This is a genomic window from Paraburkholderia phenoliruptrix (assembly GCF_902859825.1).
GTDB classification, from domain to species: domain Bacteria; phylum Pseudomonadota; class Gammaproteobacteria; order Burkholderiales; family Burkholderiaceae; genus Paraburkholderia; species Paraburkholderia phenoliruptrix.
Map to the genome: position 1 here is coordinate 48,836 of NZ_CADIKB010000009.1, position 15,835 is coordinate 64,670.

A 15,835-nucleotide genomic window follows, 5' to 3' on the forward strand; every position below is an offset into this window, starting at 1 on the left:
CATGGCCAGTTCACGGCGCACACGGCGCGCGGTGCCAGGCTTAATGCGCATGGCACCGCGCGCCGTGTGCGGCTAAAGTAGCGCATCTCCAACGACGAAGGTTTCGCGCCCATGTATCTCGGCATCGACCTCGGCACGTCCGAAGTGAAAGTCCTGCTGCTCGCCTCCACCGGACGCGTGATCGGCACCGCTGGCTCTCCGTTCACCGTTTCGCGCCCGCATCAGCGCTGGGCCGAGCAGAATCCCGAAGATTGGTGGACCGGCACGCGCAGCGCGCTCGCCGCATTGCGCGCGAAGCATCCCGACGAGTTTGCGCAGATTCGCGGCATCGGCCTGTCCGGCCAGATGCACGGCGCCGTGCTGCTGGATGCCGAGGACCGCGTGCTGCGGCCCGCGATCCTGTGGAACGACATGCGCAGCGACAAGGAATGCGCCGAACTCACCGAGCGCGCACCGGACCTGCACAGCGTGGCCGGCAATCTGGCAATGCCGGGTTTCACCGCGCCTAAGCTGCTGTGGGTCGCGCGTCACGAACCCGACATCTTCGCGCGGACGGCGTGCGTATTGCTGCCGAAAGACTACTTGCGTCTGCAACTGACGGGCGGCAAGGTGTCCGATCCATCGGATGCGGCCGGCACGCTATGGCTCGACGTCGCCAAACGCGACTGGTCGGATTCGCTGCTCGCCGCCTGCAACATGACGCGCGCGCAGATGCCGAGCCTCGCCGAAGGCAGCGCGCCCTCCGGCACGTTGCTGCCGGAGGTCGCGCGTGAGCTGGGTTTGAGCGACGGCGTGATCGTCGCGGCCGGCGGGGGCGACAACGCGACGAGCGCAATCGGCATCGGCGCGACGCAGCCGGGCGACGGCTTCGTGTCGCTCGGCACGTCCGGCGTGCTGTGCGTGGTCGGCGACAGCTTCCGGCCGAACCCGGCTTCCGCCGTGCATGCGTTCTGTCACGCGATTCCGGACCGCTGGCATCAAATGAGCGTGGTGCTTTCGGCGGCGAGCTGTTTGCGCTGGGTCTGCAAGCTCACGTCCACCGACGAGCCCACGCTGCTCGCCGAAATCGAAGCACTGCCCGCGGACGCGCTCAACACCGCGCCGCTCTTCTTGCCGTACCTGTCCGGTGAACGCACGCCGCACAACGACCCGTATGCACAGGGCGTGTTCTTCGGCATGAATCACGCGACGGATCGCGCGCTGCTCGGCTATGCGGTGCTGGAAGGCGTCACGCTCGCGCTCACGGACGGGCTCGACGCACTGCGCGCAGCCGGCACCGAAGCGAAGGCACTGTCGCTGCTCGGCGGCGGCGCACGCAGCGATTACTGGGCGCAACTGCTCGCCGACGCGCTCGACACCGCGACGCGCAAGCACGGCGGCGGCGAAACAGGCGCGGCACTCGGCGCGGCGCGCCTCGGCTGGCTCGCGGCGGGCGGCGATCCGGCGACCGTACTCAGCAAGCCGCCCATCGAGAAGGAGTTCACGCCGAATCCGCGCCGCCACGTCGAATTGCGCGCGCGGCTCGAGGCTTACCGCGCGCTGTACCGTCACGTGCGGCCGCTTTTCGACCCCGCGCGCGAACGGCTCGCCTGAGCGCGAGAGCACCGCGCAAACCGCAGCCGGCCGGGTCGCGCGTCGACCCCGCTGCGCCGGCTGCTATCATCGGCGCCCTTCAAGCGGATCGTCACCGTGCCCAAGTCCACAGAAAAACTCGACCTTGCTACTCGCGCCGCGTGGCTCTACTACGTCGCGGGCAACACCCAGAACGAGATCGCCGAGAAGCTGCAGGTGTCCCGGCCGGTCGCGCAGCGGCTCGTCGCTTTCGCGGTGGAAAAGAACCTGATTCGCGTGCGCGTCGATCATCAGCTCGCCGACTGTCTGTCGCTCGCCGATCAGTTGTCCAAACGCTACGGCCTTTCGATGTGCGAAGTCGTGCCGATCGACAGCGACACGCCGGAGGAGGTCGACCGCAAGCTCGCGGTGGCGGGCGCGCAGGTCATGGAGCGCTACCTCGCCGAAGAAAAGCCGATGGTGGTGGCCGTCAGCAGCGGCCGGACGCTCAAAGCCGCGGTCGATCAAATCGCGCAGCTGGACCGTCCGCAGCACCGGCTCGTGTCGATGGTCGGCGCCATCGCTCAGGACGGCTCATCGAACCGCTATGACGTCGCGCTGCACATTTCGGAGAAGACCGGCGGCAAGCATTTTCTGCTCCCCGCACCGCTGATCGCGGACAGCGAGGCCGAACGCGCGCAGTGGTGCAATCACCGGCTGTATCGCATTGTCGAATCGTTGTCGGCAGAGGCGGACGTGGCGTTTGTCGGCATCGGCAATATCGGGCCGAAGTGTCCGCTGCACGAGGATGGCTTCATCACGTCGGCGGAAGTGAAGGAACTGGTGCAGAACGGCGCAGTGGCCGAAATGCTAGGACTGCCAATCGATGCCGCCGGCGCGCGCGTGGAATCGCCTACGGGCCGGCGCGTGACCAGCATCTCGATCGACTCGCCGCCGCGACGGCCGACCATTGGTTTCGCAGGCGGCAAGCGCAAACGCGAAGCGCTAATCGCCGTGCTCAAGGGCGGCTGGCTGTCGGGGCTCGTGACCGACGAACTGTGCGCGCGCGCGGCGTTAGAGGCTTAAGCATGGCGCTCGCCGCCTGCGATCCAGGCCGAAAAAGCAGGAAGGCGCAGCGCGCCTTCCTCGCGCCATAAGCTCAAGCCGCCAGCACTTCGACGATCTTGCGCTGGAACGCCTTGCCGTCGCTATCGAACAGATGACAATGCTCGGGCGTCGCGCCGAGCTTCTGCGTATCGCCTTTCGCGTGACGTTCGAGCGGCGGAATGCGCGCGATCAAACCATCGGGCGCAACGCTCGACTCGGCATACAGGTAGGCTGCGTCGCCGAGCGATTCCACGGCCATCGTCCGCGCCGACACGCCGTCCTCCGTCATGCCCACATGCAGATGCTCCGGCCGGATGCCCACCGTCACCTTGTCGCCCTGCTTGACCGAGCCGGGCTCCACCGCGACACGCTGCGTCTCGCCGGTTTCATAGCGCACGGTCACGCCGTCGTGCGTGACCGACTGCACGACGCCTTCCATGAAGTTCATTTTCGGCGAACCGATGAAGCCCGCCACAAACCGGTTGGCCGGCGCGTGATACAGCATCGTCGGACTGCCCACCTGTTCGAGGTTGCCCGCAGACAGCACGACGATCTTGTCCGCCAGCGTCATCGCTTCGACCTGATCGTGCGTCACGTAGATCATCGTGGTCTTCAGCTCGTCGTGCAGGCGCGCAAATTCGAGGCGCATTTTCACGCGCAATGCGGCGTCGAGGTTCGACAGCGGTTCGTCGAATAGAAACACCTTCGGCTTGCGCGTGATCGCGCGACCAATCGCGACGCGCTGACGCTGGCCGCCCGAAAGCTGCTTCGGCTTGCGATCGAGCAGATGATCGATATGCAGGATCTTTGCCGCGTTGCGCACCGCCGCGTCGATCTCCGGCTTTTTCGTGCCGGCGAGTTTCAGGCCGAAAGCCATGTTGTCGTAGAGCGTCATGTGCGGATACAGCGCGTAGGACTGAAACACCATCGCAATGCCGCGCTTGGCGGGCGGCACGTCGTTCATGCGCGTGCCGTCGATGGTCAGATCGCCGCCGCTGATGTCCTCGAGGCCGGCGATCATCCGCATCAGGGTGGATTTGCCGCAGCCGCTCGGGCCCACGAACACGACGAATTCGCCGTCGGCAATATCGAGGTTGATGTCGCGCATCACCTCAGTGTCGTCGTAGGCCTTCCGGATGTTGCGCAGAGTGACGCTTGCCATGATGTGTCTCCGTGTAATGCTGCGTGTTGCTTTGTCTGTTGCCTGGCTGTTGCCTGTCCGATGCCTGTTTGTTGCCATTGTGTTGCCGATGCCCGGCGCGGCGCATCGCTGTGTGCTCAGGGCGCCGCGGCGGTCGCGCTCAGCGTCCACTGCGCGACGAGCTCCGGCAACTGAAGCATGTCGTCGAAGACATGCCGCGCGCCGGCTGCATGCAGCTTGTCGATCTGCGCGTCGCTCGCATGACCTCCGCCGATAAAACCGAGCACCGTCATGCCCGCCGCGCTCGCCGCCGTGACGCCGGTGACGCTGTCCTCGACGACGAGGCACGCGGACGGCGCGAGGCGCAAACCCCGCGCGGCCGCCAGATAGACGTCGGGCGCGGGCTTGGGATTAGCCACGCTGTCGGCGCAAAAGAGCCGGTCGCCGAAGAACCTCACGAGTCCGGTGCGCGCCAGAACCGTCTCTACGTAGGGCCGAAAACTATTGCTCGCGCAACCCTTCAGAAGCGGCACCTGCGCCAGCGCATGTTCGATGCCTTGCACTGCCGATGCCTGCACGGCGGCGGCTTCGACCGACCGGCGAATCGCACGGATGTCGTCGAGCCCGAGGCTCTTGCCGAGCTGCATGGCCGTGCCTTCCAGCACGCTTTCTATACGCAGGCCAAGAAGCGGCAACACCACCGGTTCGACGTCCGCGCCGGGCCAGCGCGCCTGCAATTCCTGCACGAGCATGCGCGCCGCCACCGCCTCGCTGTCGATCAACACACCGTCGCAGTCGCAGATCAGCGCGAGATTGCCTGCACTCATGCCTGCCGTCATTTGACCGCCCCGAACGTGAGGCCGCGCACGAGCTGCTTCTGCGACAACCAGCCGACGATCAGGATAGGCGCCACCGCAAGCAGCGAAGCGGCCGACAGCTTGGCCCAGAAAAGGCCCTCAGGACTCGAATACGAAGCAATGAACACGGTCAGCGGCGCCGCATTCGAACTGGACAGATTGATGCTCCAGAATGCTTCGTTCCACGAAAGAATGACGAGCAGGAGCGCAGTGGAAGCGAGCCCCGGCAGCGCCATCGGCATCAGCAGATAGACGATTTCCTGCCAGGTCGCCGCGCCGTCGATTCTTCCCGCCTCCAGAATATCGCGCGGAATTTCAGCGAAATAGGTGAACGACATCCATACCGCGATCGGCAGATTGATCAGCGTGTAGACGATCACCAGACCAGACACCGTATCGAGCAGGCCGCTGTTTTTCCACAGCAGATAGATCGGCACCAGTACGCCGACGGACGGCATCATCTTGGTCGACAGCATCCAGAGCAGCACTTTCTGCGTGCGGCGCGTGGGAAAAAACGCCATCGCGTAGGCGGCTGGAACGGCCAGAATCAGGCACAGCACCGTGACACCCACCGAGATCAGAATCGAATTCCACGCGAACGCGAAGTAATTGCTGCGCGCAAATACCTCGCGAAAGCTGTCGAACGTCGGCGTGAAGAAGAGCGACGACGAATACGCCTGCTGTTCGGTCTTGAATGCGGTGATCGTCATCCAGAAGATCGGGAAAAACAGCAGCAGCGCGACGAGCCACGCAATGACGCCGGGAACCGCGCGGCGAACCGCGTCGAACGGCGATTTCGCCGGCACTGTAACGAGCGTCGCGCTCGACGCGGCAGTAGAAGCAACGTGGCTCATTTTTCGTACTCCCCTTTGAGGTTCTTCGCGAGCATCCGCACGAGGAAGAACGACACGATATTGGCCAGCACGACAGCGAGAATGCCGCCCGCCGACGCAAGACCGACGTCGAACTGTTGCAGGCCGAGCGAATAGATGAGGTACGACAGGTTCGTCGTCGCGGTGCCCGGGCCGCCGCCCGTCGTCGTATAGATTTCGGCGAAGATGGAGAGCAGAAAGATTGTTTCCATCATCACCACCACGGCAATCGCGCGTTTCAGGTGCGGCAGCGTGATGTAGAAGAACATCGCGAACGGGCCCGCGCCGTCAATGCGCGCGGCTTCCTTCTGCTCCTGGTCGAGCGACTGGATCGCCGTGAAGAGAATCAGGAATGCGAACGGCAGCCATTGCCACGCGACGATCATGATGACCGCCGTCAGCGGATACTCGGCGAACCAGTCGATCGGCTGCATGCCCAGCGCGCGCATGCCTTGCGCGATCAGACCGTAGACCGGATGCAGAATCATGTTCTTCCAGATGAGCGCGCTCACCGTGGGCATCACGAAGAACGGCGCGATGGCAAGCAGCCGCGCGACGCCCTGGCCGTAGAACTTGCGGTCGAACAGAATCGCCATCAGCACGCCGCCTACCACCGTAATGACGAGCACAGAGACGATCAGCTGCAGCGTATGAACGATCGATGGACCGAACGACGGGTCGCCGGCCAGGAACTGATAGTTGTCGAAACCGGCGAAGCCCTTCAGGTCCGGATTCAGCAGGTTGTAACGCGAGAACGAGAACCAGATCGTCATCGCGAGCGGGATTGTCATCCACAGCAAAAGGACGGCGACCGACGGCGACACGAGCCAGCGCGCCGAATTGGCTTTGCGGACTTCGCGTTCTTTTTCAGTCTGGGGATGGGCATGCATGAGAGGCAGGCGCAGAGGACGCATGATTGACCACCTGTTCGGTAATGCGCGGGCCGCACGAACCGCGCGGACTGCCGTGCCGCTTGCATGCGGCGACAAAACGGCATTGCGGCATAGGCGCGGCGATAACGGCCCGCTGTGCTGCGTGAGCCGGCTGACGGGCGTCAGCCGGCGCGTGCCACGTGCTTCAAGTGACGAGGTTCTGCCTTATTTCCGGATCACTTCCGGATCACTTCTGGTAGCCGGCCTGCTTCACCGCGCGGTCCGCGGTAGCCTGGCCTGCCGCGAGAGCCTGGTCGACGCTCATCTGACCGGCAATCGCACCGGAGATGCTCTGACCGACCACCGTACCAAACGACTGAAACTCAGGAATCCCGACGAACTGCACGCCCGTGTACGGCACCGGCTTCAAGGTCGGATGGTCCGGGTCGGCGGTTTCGATCGCCTTCAGCACGAAGTCGCTGAACGGTGCGGCCTGCTTGTACTCGGCGCGCGCGTAAGTGGACTGACGCGTGCCCGGCGGCACCGAGGCCCAGCCTTCGTCCTTCGCCACCAGTTCGATGTACTGCTTCGACGTGGCCCACGTAATGAACTTCTTCGCCGCATCCGTCTGTTTCGACGACTTCGGAATCGCCAGCGCCCACGCCCACAGCCAATGCGAGCCCTTGGGCGTGACCTGCACCGGCGCGGCCGCGAAACCCACCTTGTCCGCGATCTGCGACTGCTGCTTGTTGTACAGCATGCCGGCTGCCACGGTCGCGTCGATCCACATCGCGCACTTGCCCGAGGACATCAGCGTGAGGTTTTCGTTGAAACCGTTCGAGCTCGCTCCCGGCGGCCCGTCTTTCTTCAGCAGATCGACGTAGAACGTGATGGCCTTCTTCCATTCCGGCGACGTGAGCTGCGCGTGCCATTTTTCGTCGAACCAGCGCCCGCCGAAGGTGTTCACCACCGTCGTGCCGTAAGCCATGTTTTCGCCCCAGCCCGCCTTGCCGCGCAGGCAGATGCCGTAGACGCCGTTGGCTTTGTCGGTGAGCTTGTCGGCGAATTGCGCGATCTGGTCGTAGGTCGGCTGATCGGGCATTTTCAGCCCCTTCGCCGCGAACAGGTCCTTGCGGTAATACGTCATGGAGCTTTCGACGTAAAACGGCAACGCGTACAACTGGCCGCCTGCGGACAGGCCGTCGCGCGCGGTCTTCACGACGTCGTTCAGATCGTAGTCGGCGGGCAGGTTCGTGAGCGGCGTGAGCCAGCCGCGCTTGCCCCACTGCGGCGTTTCATAGGCGCCGATCGTCATCACGTCGAACTGGCCGCTGCCCGTCGTGATGTCCGTCGTGGCCCGCTGACGCAGCACGTTTTCTTCGAGAATCACCCAGTTCAGCTTGATGTCCGGATTGGCCTTTTCGAATTCGGGCGAGAGCTTCTTCAGCTCGATCATGTCCGGATTGTTCAGGGTCGCGATCGTGACAGTGGCCGCCGACGCGCTCAGCGCAAAGCATGCAGCGGCGCCTGCGCTGACCACTCTGAGCGCGGATTTGAGGGCTGGTTTCATGTGTGTTGTCTCCTTTCTCGTGCGTTATGTGATGCTGCGTTTGTTGTACGAAATGGCGCTGGACGATGCATTGGGGCGCATTGAAGCGCTCAGCTCATCCAGTTGCCGCCGTCGACGTTAAGCGTTTGGGCGGTGATGTAGTCGGCATCCGCCGATGCGAGGAAAAGCGCCGCGCCCGTCAGATCTTCGGGCACGCCCATGCGCCCGAGCGGCACGGCTTCGCCGACGAGGCGCTTCTTCTCGCCGAGCGGCCGGTTTTCGTAACGGGCGAAGAGCGCGTCGACTTCTTTCCACATCGGCGTATCGACGACACCCGGCGCGATGCCGTTCACATTGATCTTGTGCGGCGCGAGCGCCAATGCCGCGGATTGCGTGTAGCTAAGCACAGCGGCCTTCGTCGCGCAGTAATGCGACACGAGCGCTTCGCCGCGCCGCCCCGCCTGCGACGACATATTGATGATCTTGCCGCCGCGGCCTTGCTCGACCATGTGTCGCGCCACGGCTTGCATGAGGAAGAACATGCCCTTCACATTGACCGCGAAGAGGCGGTCGAACACGTCCCATGATTCGTCGAGAATCGGGCGCATGTCGAAGAGCGCCGCGTTATTGAAGAGAATGTCGATCCGGCCGAAACGCTCCACCGTGCTCGCGACGATGCGCTCGATGTCCTCCCGGCGCGTGACGTCCGCGCTGACAGTCAGCAGGCGCTCGCCATGCGAGGCGCGCAGCGCGTCGGCAAAACTGTCCGCCGGCTTGACGTCGACCAGCACACATTGCGCGCCCTCGTCCAGATAGCGCCTCGCCACGGCTTCGCCTATGCCGCTTGCCGCGCCCGTCAGAATGGCCACCTTGTCTTGCAGTCGTGCTGCCACGCTTTGTCTCCGGTTCGTTCCGCTTTCGACGCGTAGTGAGCGTTCGCTCATTGCGCGATCAATTGCTCTGTTTGTGATCGAATGATCGGATACGCACCGGGCCATGTCAAGGCGCTCGGACAGATTTCGATGGTGCAGCGCGCAACGAGCGCGCCGCGCCTCCCAGCGGTCCCCGCCGGTTTACTGACAATGAAATGAGATACGTTATATCATTGCGGACTCGCGTTCCTGCCCGCTGTTGCGTCCCCACGAGGTCATGCGGGCGCTCGCGCCACATGCTGACGGACGCGCCCGGCACCGGCATGGACGTCGGCCAGAAACGCCGCAGCCGTCCTCAGGTTCGCGATTCGTTCAACCTCCTGCAGCAGGACACACAATGAAGAAGATCGTCACCATGTTGCTCCCGAAGTATGTCGCTGCGGTCACAGCCGCGTTCGCGTTAAGCCAGGCAGCGCTCGCCGGGGATGCGAAAATTCCCGTCGTGGCTGCGGAAAACTTCTACGGCGACGTGGTCCAGCAACTGGGCGGCGACCGTGTCGACGTGACGAGCATTCTCAGCAATCCGGACCAGGACCCGCACCTGTTCGAGGCGAGCGCTAAGACGGCGCGCGCGCTGCAGCATGCGAGCCTTGTGGTCTACAACGGCGCCGACTACGATCCGTGGATGGCAAAATTGCTGGCCGCATCGAAGAACGCCGAGGGAGGCAAGCGCACGATCATCGTCGCGGCCGAGCTGACCGGCAAGAAGAGCGGCGACAACCCGCATCTCTGGTACGACCTCGCGACCATGCCGAAGGTAGCGCGCGCGGTCAGCGCCGCGCTCGTCGCGGCCGACCCGGCGCACAAGTCGGCGTACGATGCGAACCTCGCGAAGTTTCTCGATTCGCTGAAGCCGGTCGAAGGCAAGGTCGCCGAACTGCACGGCCGCTATGCGGGCACGCCGGTCACGGCAACGGAGCCGGTGTTCGGCTACATGTCGGACGCCATCGGGCTCACCATGCGCAATATGCGCTTCCAGATGGCGGCCATGAACGACACCGAGGCAAGCGCGTCCGACATCGCCGCGTTCGAACGCGATCTGCGCGAAAAGCGCGTGCGCGTACTGATCTATAACAGCCAGGCAACCGAGGCTCTGACCAAACGCATGTTGAATCTCGCGCAGCAATCGAAGGTGCCGACCGTGAGCGTCACCGAGACGGAGCCCGCTCACACCACCTATCAGACGTGGATGCTCGCGCAACTGGACGCGCTCGGCGCGGCACTCGGCAAAGGTGGCGACTCGAACGCGGCGGCGGCCGGCGTCAAAGGAAAGAGCCAATGAACGACACTGGCCGCAGCACGCCAGCCAATGCACCCCTGAGCGAAGCGACGCTCGCGGCAAACCGCGCGCCCGTGCTCGAACTCGATCACGTCACGCTCGAACTCGGCGAGCGCACGATCTTGCGCGATACGGGCTTCGTCGTGAATCAGGGCGAATTCGTCGGCGTGCTCGGACCGAACGGCGCGGGCAAGACCACGCTGATGCGCGCGGTGCTCGGCCTCGTGCCGGCAGCACGCGGCACGATCCGCGTGCTGGGAGAAGCGGTGGCCCGCGGCAACCCGTCGATCGGCTATATGCCGCAAACGCGCAGCGCGCTCGCGGGGCGGCGCGTGCGCGGCCGCGATTTCGTCGCGATGGCGGCGGACGGCCACCGCTGGGGCCTGCCTCACGCGGACGCAACAACCCGCGCGGATGTCGAGCGCGTGCTCGAACTGGTGGGCGGGCGTCAACTCGCCGAACGGCCGCTGTCCGAACTGTCCGGCGGCGAGCGCCAGCGCCTTCTGCTCGCGCAATGCCTGCTCGGCAATCCGAAACTGCTGCTGCTGGATGAACCGCTGATCAGCCTGGACCCGCATCATCAGAAGAGCGTGGTGGAGCTCGTACGGCGCGTGCAGCGGGAGCTTGGCATTGCCGTGCTGTTCTCCGCACACGAACTCAATCCGCTTCTGAACTCGATCGATCGCGTGCTGTATCTCGGCAGCGGCGTCGCGGCGCTCGGCACCGTCGACGAAGTCATCACGCGGCCGGTGCTGTCGCGCCTTTACGGCTCGCCGATCGACGTGATGCGCGTGAACGGCCGCATCTTCGTGATGTCGGGCGGCGTCGAAGTGGAAAAGCACGATCACGAACACGAGCACGACGAAAACGGCGGGCACGCGCATTCCCATGCTCACGCGCACGGTCATGCTCATGGCCACTCCCACGGGCACGCTCATGGCGACGCGAATGGCCACGAGAATGGCCACGCCAATGAGCGCGAGCACCCGCATAACCCACGCGACGGACACAAGCACGATGTTTGAATACGACTTCATGGTGAACGCGTTTGCGGCGTCGGGAATCGTCGCCGTGCTCGCGGGCGTGGTCGGCTATTTCCTCGTGATGCGGGGACAAACCTTCGCGGGCCACGCGCTTTCGCATGTCGGCTTCACCGGTGCGACCGGCGCGGTGCTGATCGGCATTTCGCCGATCTGGGGCATGGTCGGCTTCACGCTCGCGGCAGGCGTCGGCATGGGAGCGCTCGGCGAGCGGCTCGCCGGGCGCGATGTCGCCATCGGCGTGATTCTTTCGCTGTCGCTTGGCTTCGGGCTTTTGTTTCTGCACTTCTTCACGGCCTATGCGACGCAGGTCACGGCGCTGCTGTTCGGCAACGTGCTCGGCGTGAACGAATCGACCCTGGCGGTGCTGGCGGGACTCGGCGTGGTCAGCCTGCTCGCGCTCGCGGCGATCATGCGGCCGTTGCTCTTCGCATCGCTGCAGCCTGAACTGGCCGAAGCCAAGGGCGTGTCCTTGAGGCTCGTGTCGGTGCTGTTTCTAGCGATTGCGGCGCTCGCGGTGGCCGCGTGCACGCAGATCGTCGGCGTATTGCTTGTCTTCACGCTCATGGTGGGCCCGGCCGCCGCCGCGCAAAACATGAGCACGCGGCTTGGGACCGGCCTCGTGCTCGCGGCCGGTCTGGCGCTGCTGCAAGCATGGCTCGGCGTGACGCTCGCGTTTTATACCGACTGGCCGACGAGCTTCTGGATCACGGCGCTCTCGGCGGTGGTGTACGGCGCGAGCCTGCTGAAGCGCCGCTGAAGCACACATTCGATGGCGGCCCGCACGGCGCCGCCATCGACACGACGACCCTCAGCCGAGCAGCACCTTCGCGTGATGCGCGATGTGATCCTCGATAAACGTCGAGATGAAGTAATACCCGTGGTCGTAACCCGCGTGACGGCGCAACGTCAGCGGCTGGCCCGCGGCCTTGCACGCGGCTTCGAACACGTCCGGATACAGCTGCTCGGCGAGAAACGCGTCGGCGAGGCCCTGATCGACCAGAATGCCTTCCTCGAACCTGCGCGATGCGCGCGCCACGAGCTCGCTCGCGTCGTACGCTTTCCACGCCTCGCGGTTCTCGCCCAGATAGCCGCTGAACGCCTTCTCGCCCCACGGGCAGCGCGTGGGCGCGGCAATCGGCGCGAACGCCGACACCGAGCGATAGATGTCCGGATTGCGCAGCGCCAGCATCAGCGCGCCGTGCCCGCCCATGGAATGCCCGAAGATGCCGAGCCGCGCCGCATCCACGGGCAGTTCGGCCAGCACGGTCTCGCGCAGCTCGTCGCGCACATACGAATACATGCGATAGTGCCGCGCCCACGGCTCCTGTGTGGCGTCGACGTAAAAGCCCGCACCCACGCCGAAGTCCCACGCCGCGCTCTCGCCCGGCACGCCCGCGCCGCGCGGACTCGTGTCGGGCGCGACGAGCGCCACGCCATGCTGCGCGGCAAAGCGCTGCGCGCCCGCCTTGATCGCGAAGGTCTCTTCGGTGCAGGTCAGCCCCGCGAGGTAAAACAGCGCGGGCACCCTCGCATTGGCCTCCAAGCCCCGCGGCGGCAGATACACCGAAAAGCGCATCGGCAGGCCGATGGTCTGCGACTCGTGCCGGTAGAAACGCTGCACGCCGCCATGGCAGGCGTGCGACGACAATAGTTCGAGCATCGCAACGCTCCTCGCTTAGTACAGCACGACCGAGCGGATCGACTCGCCCTTCTTCATCAGATCGAAGCCCTCGTTGATGCGCTCGAGCGGCAGCCGGTGCGTGATCAGATCGTCGATGTTGATCTTGCCTTCCATATACCAGTCGACGATCTTCGGCACGTCCGTGCGGCCGCGCGCGCCGCCGAACGCGGAGCCCTTCCACTCGCGGCCCGTGACCAGCTGGAACGGACGCGTGCTGATCTCTTCGCCGGCCGCCGCCACGCCGATGATGAACGACTGCCCCCAACCCTTGTGCGTGCATTCGAGCGCCTGGCGCATCAGCTTCACATTGCCGACGCATTCGAACGAGTAATCCGCACCGCCATCGGTCAGCTGCACGATGTGGTCGACCACGTTCTCGACTTCATTCGGATTGATGAAGTGCGTCATGCCGAACTTCTTCGCCAGTTCGACGCGTCCCGGGTTGATATCGACGCCGATGATCCTGTCGGCACCGACCATTTTGGCGCCTTGGATCACATTCAGACCGATGCCGCCGAGCCCGAACACGACGACATTCGCGCCCGCTTCGACCTTCGCGGAATAGACGACCGCGCCCACGCCCGTCGTGACGCCGCAGCCGATGTAGCAGATCTTGTCGAACGGCGCGTCTTCACGCACTTTCGCAACCGCGATTTCCGGCACCACGATGTAGTTCGAAAACGTGGACGTGCCCATGTAATGAAAGAGCGGCTTGCCGTCGAGCGAGAAGCGCGAGGTCGCGTCGGGCATGAGGCCCTTGCCTTGCGTCGCGCGAATCGCCTGACAGAGGTTCGTCTTGCGCGACAGACAGAACTTGCATTGACGGCATTCGGGCGTGTAGAGCGGAATCACGTGGTCGCCCTTCTTGAGCGTGCCGACGCCCGGCCCCGTGTCGACGATCACGCCTGCGCCTTCGTGGCCGAGAATTGCCGGGAAAATGCCTTCGGGGTCCGCGCCCGAGAGCGTGTAGTAGTCGGTGTGACAGATGCCCGTTGCTTTCACTTCGATCAGGACTTCGCCGGCACGCGGGCCTTCGAGGTCGACTTCCTCGATCGTCAGCGGGGCGCCGGCTTTCCATGCGATGGCTGCTTTGGTTTTCATCGTGACTACTCCTGTGAGTCGGTGAATGCGATGGATCTTGAAGGTTGCGTGTCGAGCGTTGCACGTCGCGAAGCGCTGTGTCGCGGCATGCGGATTCTGCATTCGAGCTGGGCTGCGCGTGCTACAGGCTAACGCACGAAAAGCGTCATGGTATTGCAAAGTGCGTCACCGCCTTGTCAGCGCGTGACATCGTGGCCTGGTGGCTGAGCTGCTGTCGAAGCGTCGAACCATGTTTCGACGCGACCGTACAGATCGAGAAAGCGTGCATAGCGGTCGGCGAGCGCGCGGTCGCCTCGTGGGCTCGCCACAGGTGCGGCGCCGGGCGCCAGCGCGGCGAGATCGTGCACATGCCAGTGACCGCTCGCGATGCCGCCGAGAATCGCCGCGCCGCGCGGCGCCGCGTTCGGGCAATCCACCGCGTGAAGCTCCGCGCCCAACGCATCGGCGAGCAACTGGCGCCAGCGCGCATCGACGGAACCGCCTCCTGCAAGTTTCAGTGTGGTCACCGTCGCGCCGCTTGTGCGGATCGCATCGAGACCCGCGCGCAGTGAAAACGCGACGCCTTCGAATGCGGCGCGCATCATCGCGCCGCGCGTGTGATCGAGCGCGAGCCCGAGCCAGCCGCCGCGCGCCGACGGATTGAGCCACGGCGTGCGCTCGCCGGTCAGATACGGAAGGAAGGTGAGCGGTGCGGCTGGTGTTGCGGTGGCCGCTGCGCGCGCGGTCGCGCGCAGGTTTGCCTTTGTGTGTGCGCTTGCGCCGGCTTGTCCGCTCGTGCCCAAAGCGTGGGCCGACAAATCGCCAGGCCCGTCGCCGAACGCGTCACGATAGGCCTCTGCCCACTCGTACGACAGCCACCCGCGCGCGCGTTCGAGCGCGATGCCGACGTTTTGCATCGCGGCCATCCGATACCAGTGGTCGCTCGCCGCCCGATAGCGATGCAAGCCTCGCGCGGCCGCGGGCTCGTGCTCGGCGAGCACGACGATCTGGCCGCCGGTGCCGGTTGTGAGGAGCGCGTCGCCGTCGCGTGCAAGACCGCTGCCGAGCGCGGCGCACGGCGTGTCCGCGGCGCCGGTGGCCAATACGATGCCCGCGCGCAAACCCAAGGCCTGCGCGGCGTCTGTCGACAGCACGCCGGCTGCGGCATACGACGGCCCCGGCGGCGCAAACCATTCGCGCGCGATGCCGAGCCGCTCGAGCAGCGCCGCGTCCCACGCGCCGTCGGGATCGGCGAGCGCGGTCGCGCAGGCGTCGGATGGATCAGTGGCGACTGCGCCGCCCAGCGCGACGCGCAGCCAGTCCTTCGGCTGCAGCGCCCAGCGGGTGCGGCTCGCGGACTCCGGCTCGTGCAGCACGATCCAGCGCAGCAACGGACCGGCCATGCCCGGCGCGACCGGATTCGGCTGCGGCTCGGGCCACGCGTCGAGCAGATCGAGCGCGCGCGTGTCGGGCCACAGCATGGCGGGCCGCACCGCGTTGCCCGACGCGTCGGTCAACACCACGCCGTGCATCTGCCCCGACAAGCCGATCGCTTTGACCTCGCGGCGCAGCGCCTGCGGCAAGCGCGCCGCGGCTTCGGTGAGCGCGCGCCACCACGTTTGCACCGATGTTTCCGCCCAGCCCGCGTGCGGCGTCTCAAGCGCATAAGCGACGCTGGCGGCCGCCTGTTCGTGGCCGTCTTCATCGACGATTGCAACTTTGAGGGAACCGGTGCCGAGGTCGATGCCGAGAAAGCTCATGAGCGATAACGTGGGATGGGTTGACGCACGCAGAACCGCGTGCCGAAGATGCGGAAACACGTATTTTTACGTGTCGCGCGCGCTGCGCAAAGCCTCGCCGCGGCGAGCCGG

At 65.1% G+C, this 15,835-nt stretch carries 14 protein-coding genes; 5 read left to right on the plus strand and 9 right to left on the minus strand.

Going from position 1 to position 15,835, the window contains the following annotated elements:
- Positions 1 to 111 precede the first annotated feature (111 nt).
- Together xylB and HV711_RS12295 are read left to right on the plus strand one after the other, a co-directional pair.
- Positions 112 to 1,593 (plus strand): xylulokinase, encoded by a 1,482-nt coding sequence (gene xylB / locus HV711_RS12290; RefSeq protein WP_028360966.1) that lies wholly within the window; start codon positions 112 to 114, stop codon positions 1,591 to 1,593.
- A gap of 96 nt (positions 1,594 to 1,689) precedes the next feature.
- Positions 1,690 to 2,637: a sugar-binding transcriptional regulator gene (locus HV711_RS12295; RefSeq protein WP_013589482.1), complete on the plus strand. Its 948-nt coding sequence runs from the start codon at positions 1,690 to 1,692 to the stop codon at positions 2,635 to 2,637.
- A 73-nt stretch (positions 2,638 to 2,710) separates the two neighbouring features.
- Here the strand turns inward: HV711_RS12295 and HV711_RS12300 are convergent, their stop codons facing one another.
- The 6 genes from HV711_RS12300 to HV711_RS12325 form a co-directional block, all read right to left on the minus strand.
- Complete coding sequence (locus tag HV711_RS12300) at positions 2,711 to 3,820, minus strand: ABC transporter ATP-binding protein (protein ID WP_013589483.1); 1,110 nt, start codon at positions 3,818 to 3,820, stop codon at positions 2,711 to 2,713.
- 116 nt (positions 3,821 to 3,936) lie between these two features.
- Positions 3,937 to 4,638 (minus strand): HAD family hydrolase, encoded by a 702-nt coding sequence (locus HV711_RS12305; RefSeq protein WP_013589484.1) that lies wholly within the window; start codon positions 4,636 to 4,638, stop codon positions 3,937 to 3,939.
- Entirely contained in the window at positions 4,635 to 5,510 is an 876-nt protein-coding gene (locus HV711_RS12310; RefSeq protein WP_035482363.1) for a carbohydrate ABC transporter permease, read from the minus strand. The genes HV711_RS12305 and HV711_RS12310 overlap by 4 nt, the downstream gene beginning before the upstream one ends.
- Positions 5,507 to 6,442 carry a carbohydrate ABC transporter permease gene (locus tag HV711_RS12315; protein ID WP_015003643.1) on the minus strand — a complete coding sequence of 312 codons (936 nt, stop codon included), beginning with the start codon at positions 6,440 to 6,442 and terminating at the stop codon, positions 5,507 to 5,509. Before HV711_RS12315 ends, HV711_RS12310 begins: the two co-directional genes overlap by 4 nt.
- A gap of 205 nt (positions 6,443 to 6,647) precedes the next feature.
- Complete coding sequence (locus tag HV711_RS12320; protein WP_013589487.1) at positions 6,648 to 7,970, minus strand: ABC transporter substrate-binding protein; 1,323 nt, start codon at positions 7,968 to 7,970, stop codon at positions 6,648 to 6,650.
- Positions 7,971 to 8,059: 89 nt separating this feature from the next.
- Positions 8,060 to 8,842, minus strand: a complete 783-nt coding sequence (locus HV711_RS12325; RefSeq protein WP_028360969.1) for an L-iditol 2-dehydrogenase — start codon at positions 8,840 to 8,842, stop codon at positions 8,060 to 8,062.
- A 376-nt stretch (positions 8,843 to 9,218) separates the two neighbouring features.
- Between HV711_RS12325 and HV711_RS12330 the strand changes: the two genes are divergently transcribed.
- From HV711_RS12330 to HV711_RS12340, 3 genes are read left to right on the plus strand one after another with little or no spacing between them, the layout of a single operon-like run.
- Positions 9,219 to 10,163, plus strand: coding sequence for a metal ABC transporter solute-binding protein (locus HV711_RS12330; protein WP_035482361.1), 945 nt, complete (start codon positions 9,219 to 9,221; stop codon positions 10,161 to 10,163).
- Complete coding sequence (locus HV711_RS12335) at positions 10,160 to 11,185, plus strand: ABC transporter ATP-binding protein (protein WP_035482357.1); 1,026 nt, start codon at positions 10,160 to 10,162, stop codon at positions 11,183 to 11,185. Before HV711_RS12330 ends, HV711_RS12335 begins: the two co-directional genes overlap by 4 nt.
- Entirely contained in the window at positions 11,178 to 11,960 is a 783-nt protein-coding gene (locus HV711_RS12340) for a metal ABC transporter permease (protein WP_013589491.1), read from the plus strand. Before HV711_RS12335 ends, HV711_RS12340 begins: the two co-directional genes overlap by 8 nt.
- Before the next feature lie 51 nt (positions 11,961 to 12,011).
- Here the strand turns inward: HV711_RS12340 and fghA are convergent, their stop codons facing one another.
- From fghA to HV711_RS12355, 3 genes are all read right to left on the minus strand, one after another.
- The gene (gene fghA, locus HV711_RS12345; protein WP_028360972.1) at positions 12,012 to 12,863 is read right to left on the minus strand and encodes an S-formylglutathione hydrolase; all 852 of its coding nucleotides are present in this window, start codon (positions 12,861 to 12,863) and stop codon (positions 12,012 to 12,014) included.
- A 15-nt stretch (positions 12,864 to 12,878) separates the two neighbouring features.
- Complete coding sequence (locus HV711_RS12350; RefSeq protein WP_013589493.1) at positions 12,879 to 13,985, minus strand: S-(hydroxymethyl)glutathione dehydrogenase/class III alcohol dehydrogenase; 1,107 nt, start codon at positions 13,983 to 13,985, stop codon at positions 12,879 to 12,881.
- Positions 13,986 to 14,161: 176 nt separating this feature from the next.
- Positions 14,162 to 15,724, minus strand: a complete 1,563-nt coding sequence (locus tag HV711_RS12355; protein WP_035482355.1) for a xylulokinase — start codon at positions 15,722 to 15,724, stop codon at positions 14,162 to 14,164.
- Positions 15,725 to 15,835 lie beyond the last annotated feature (111 nt).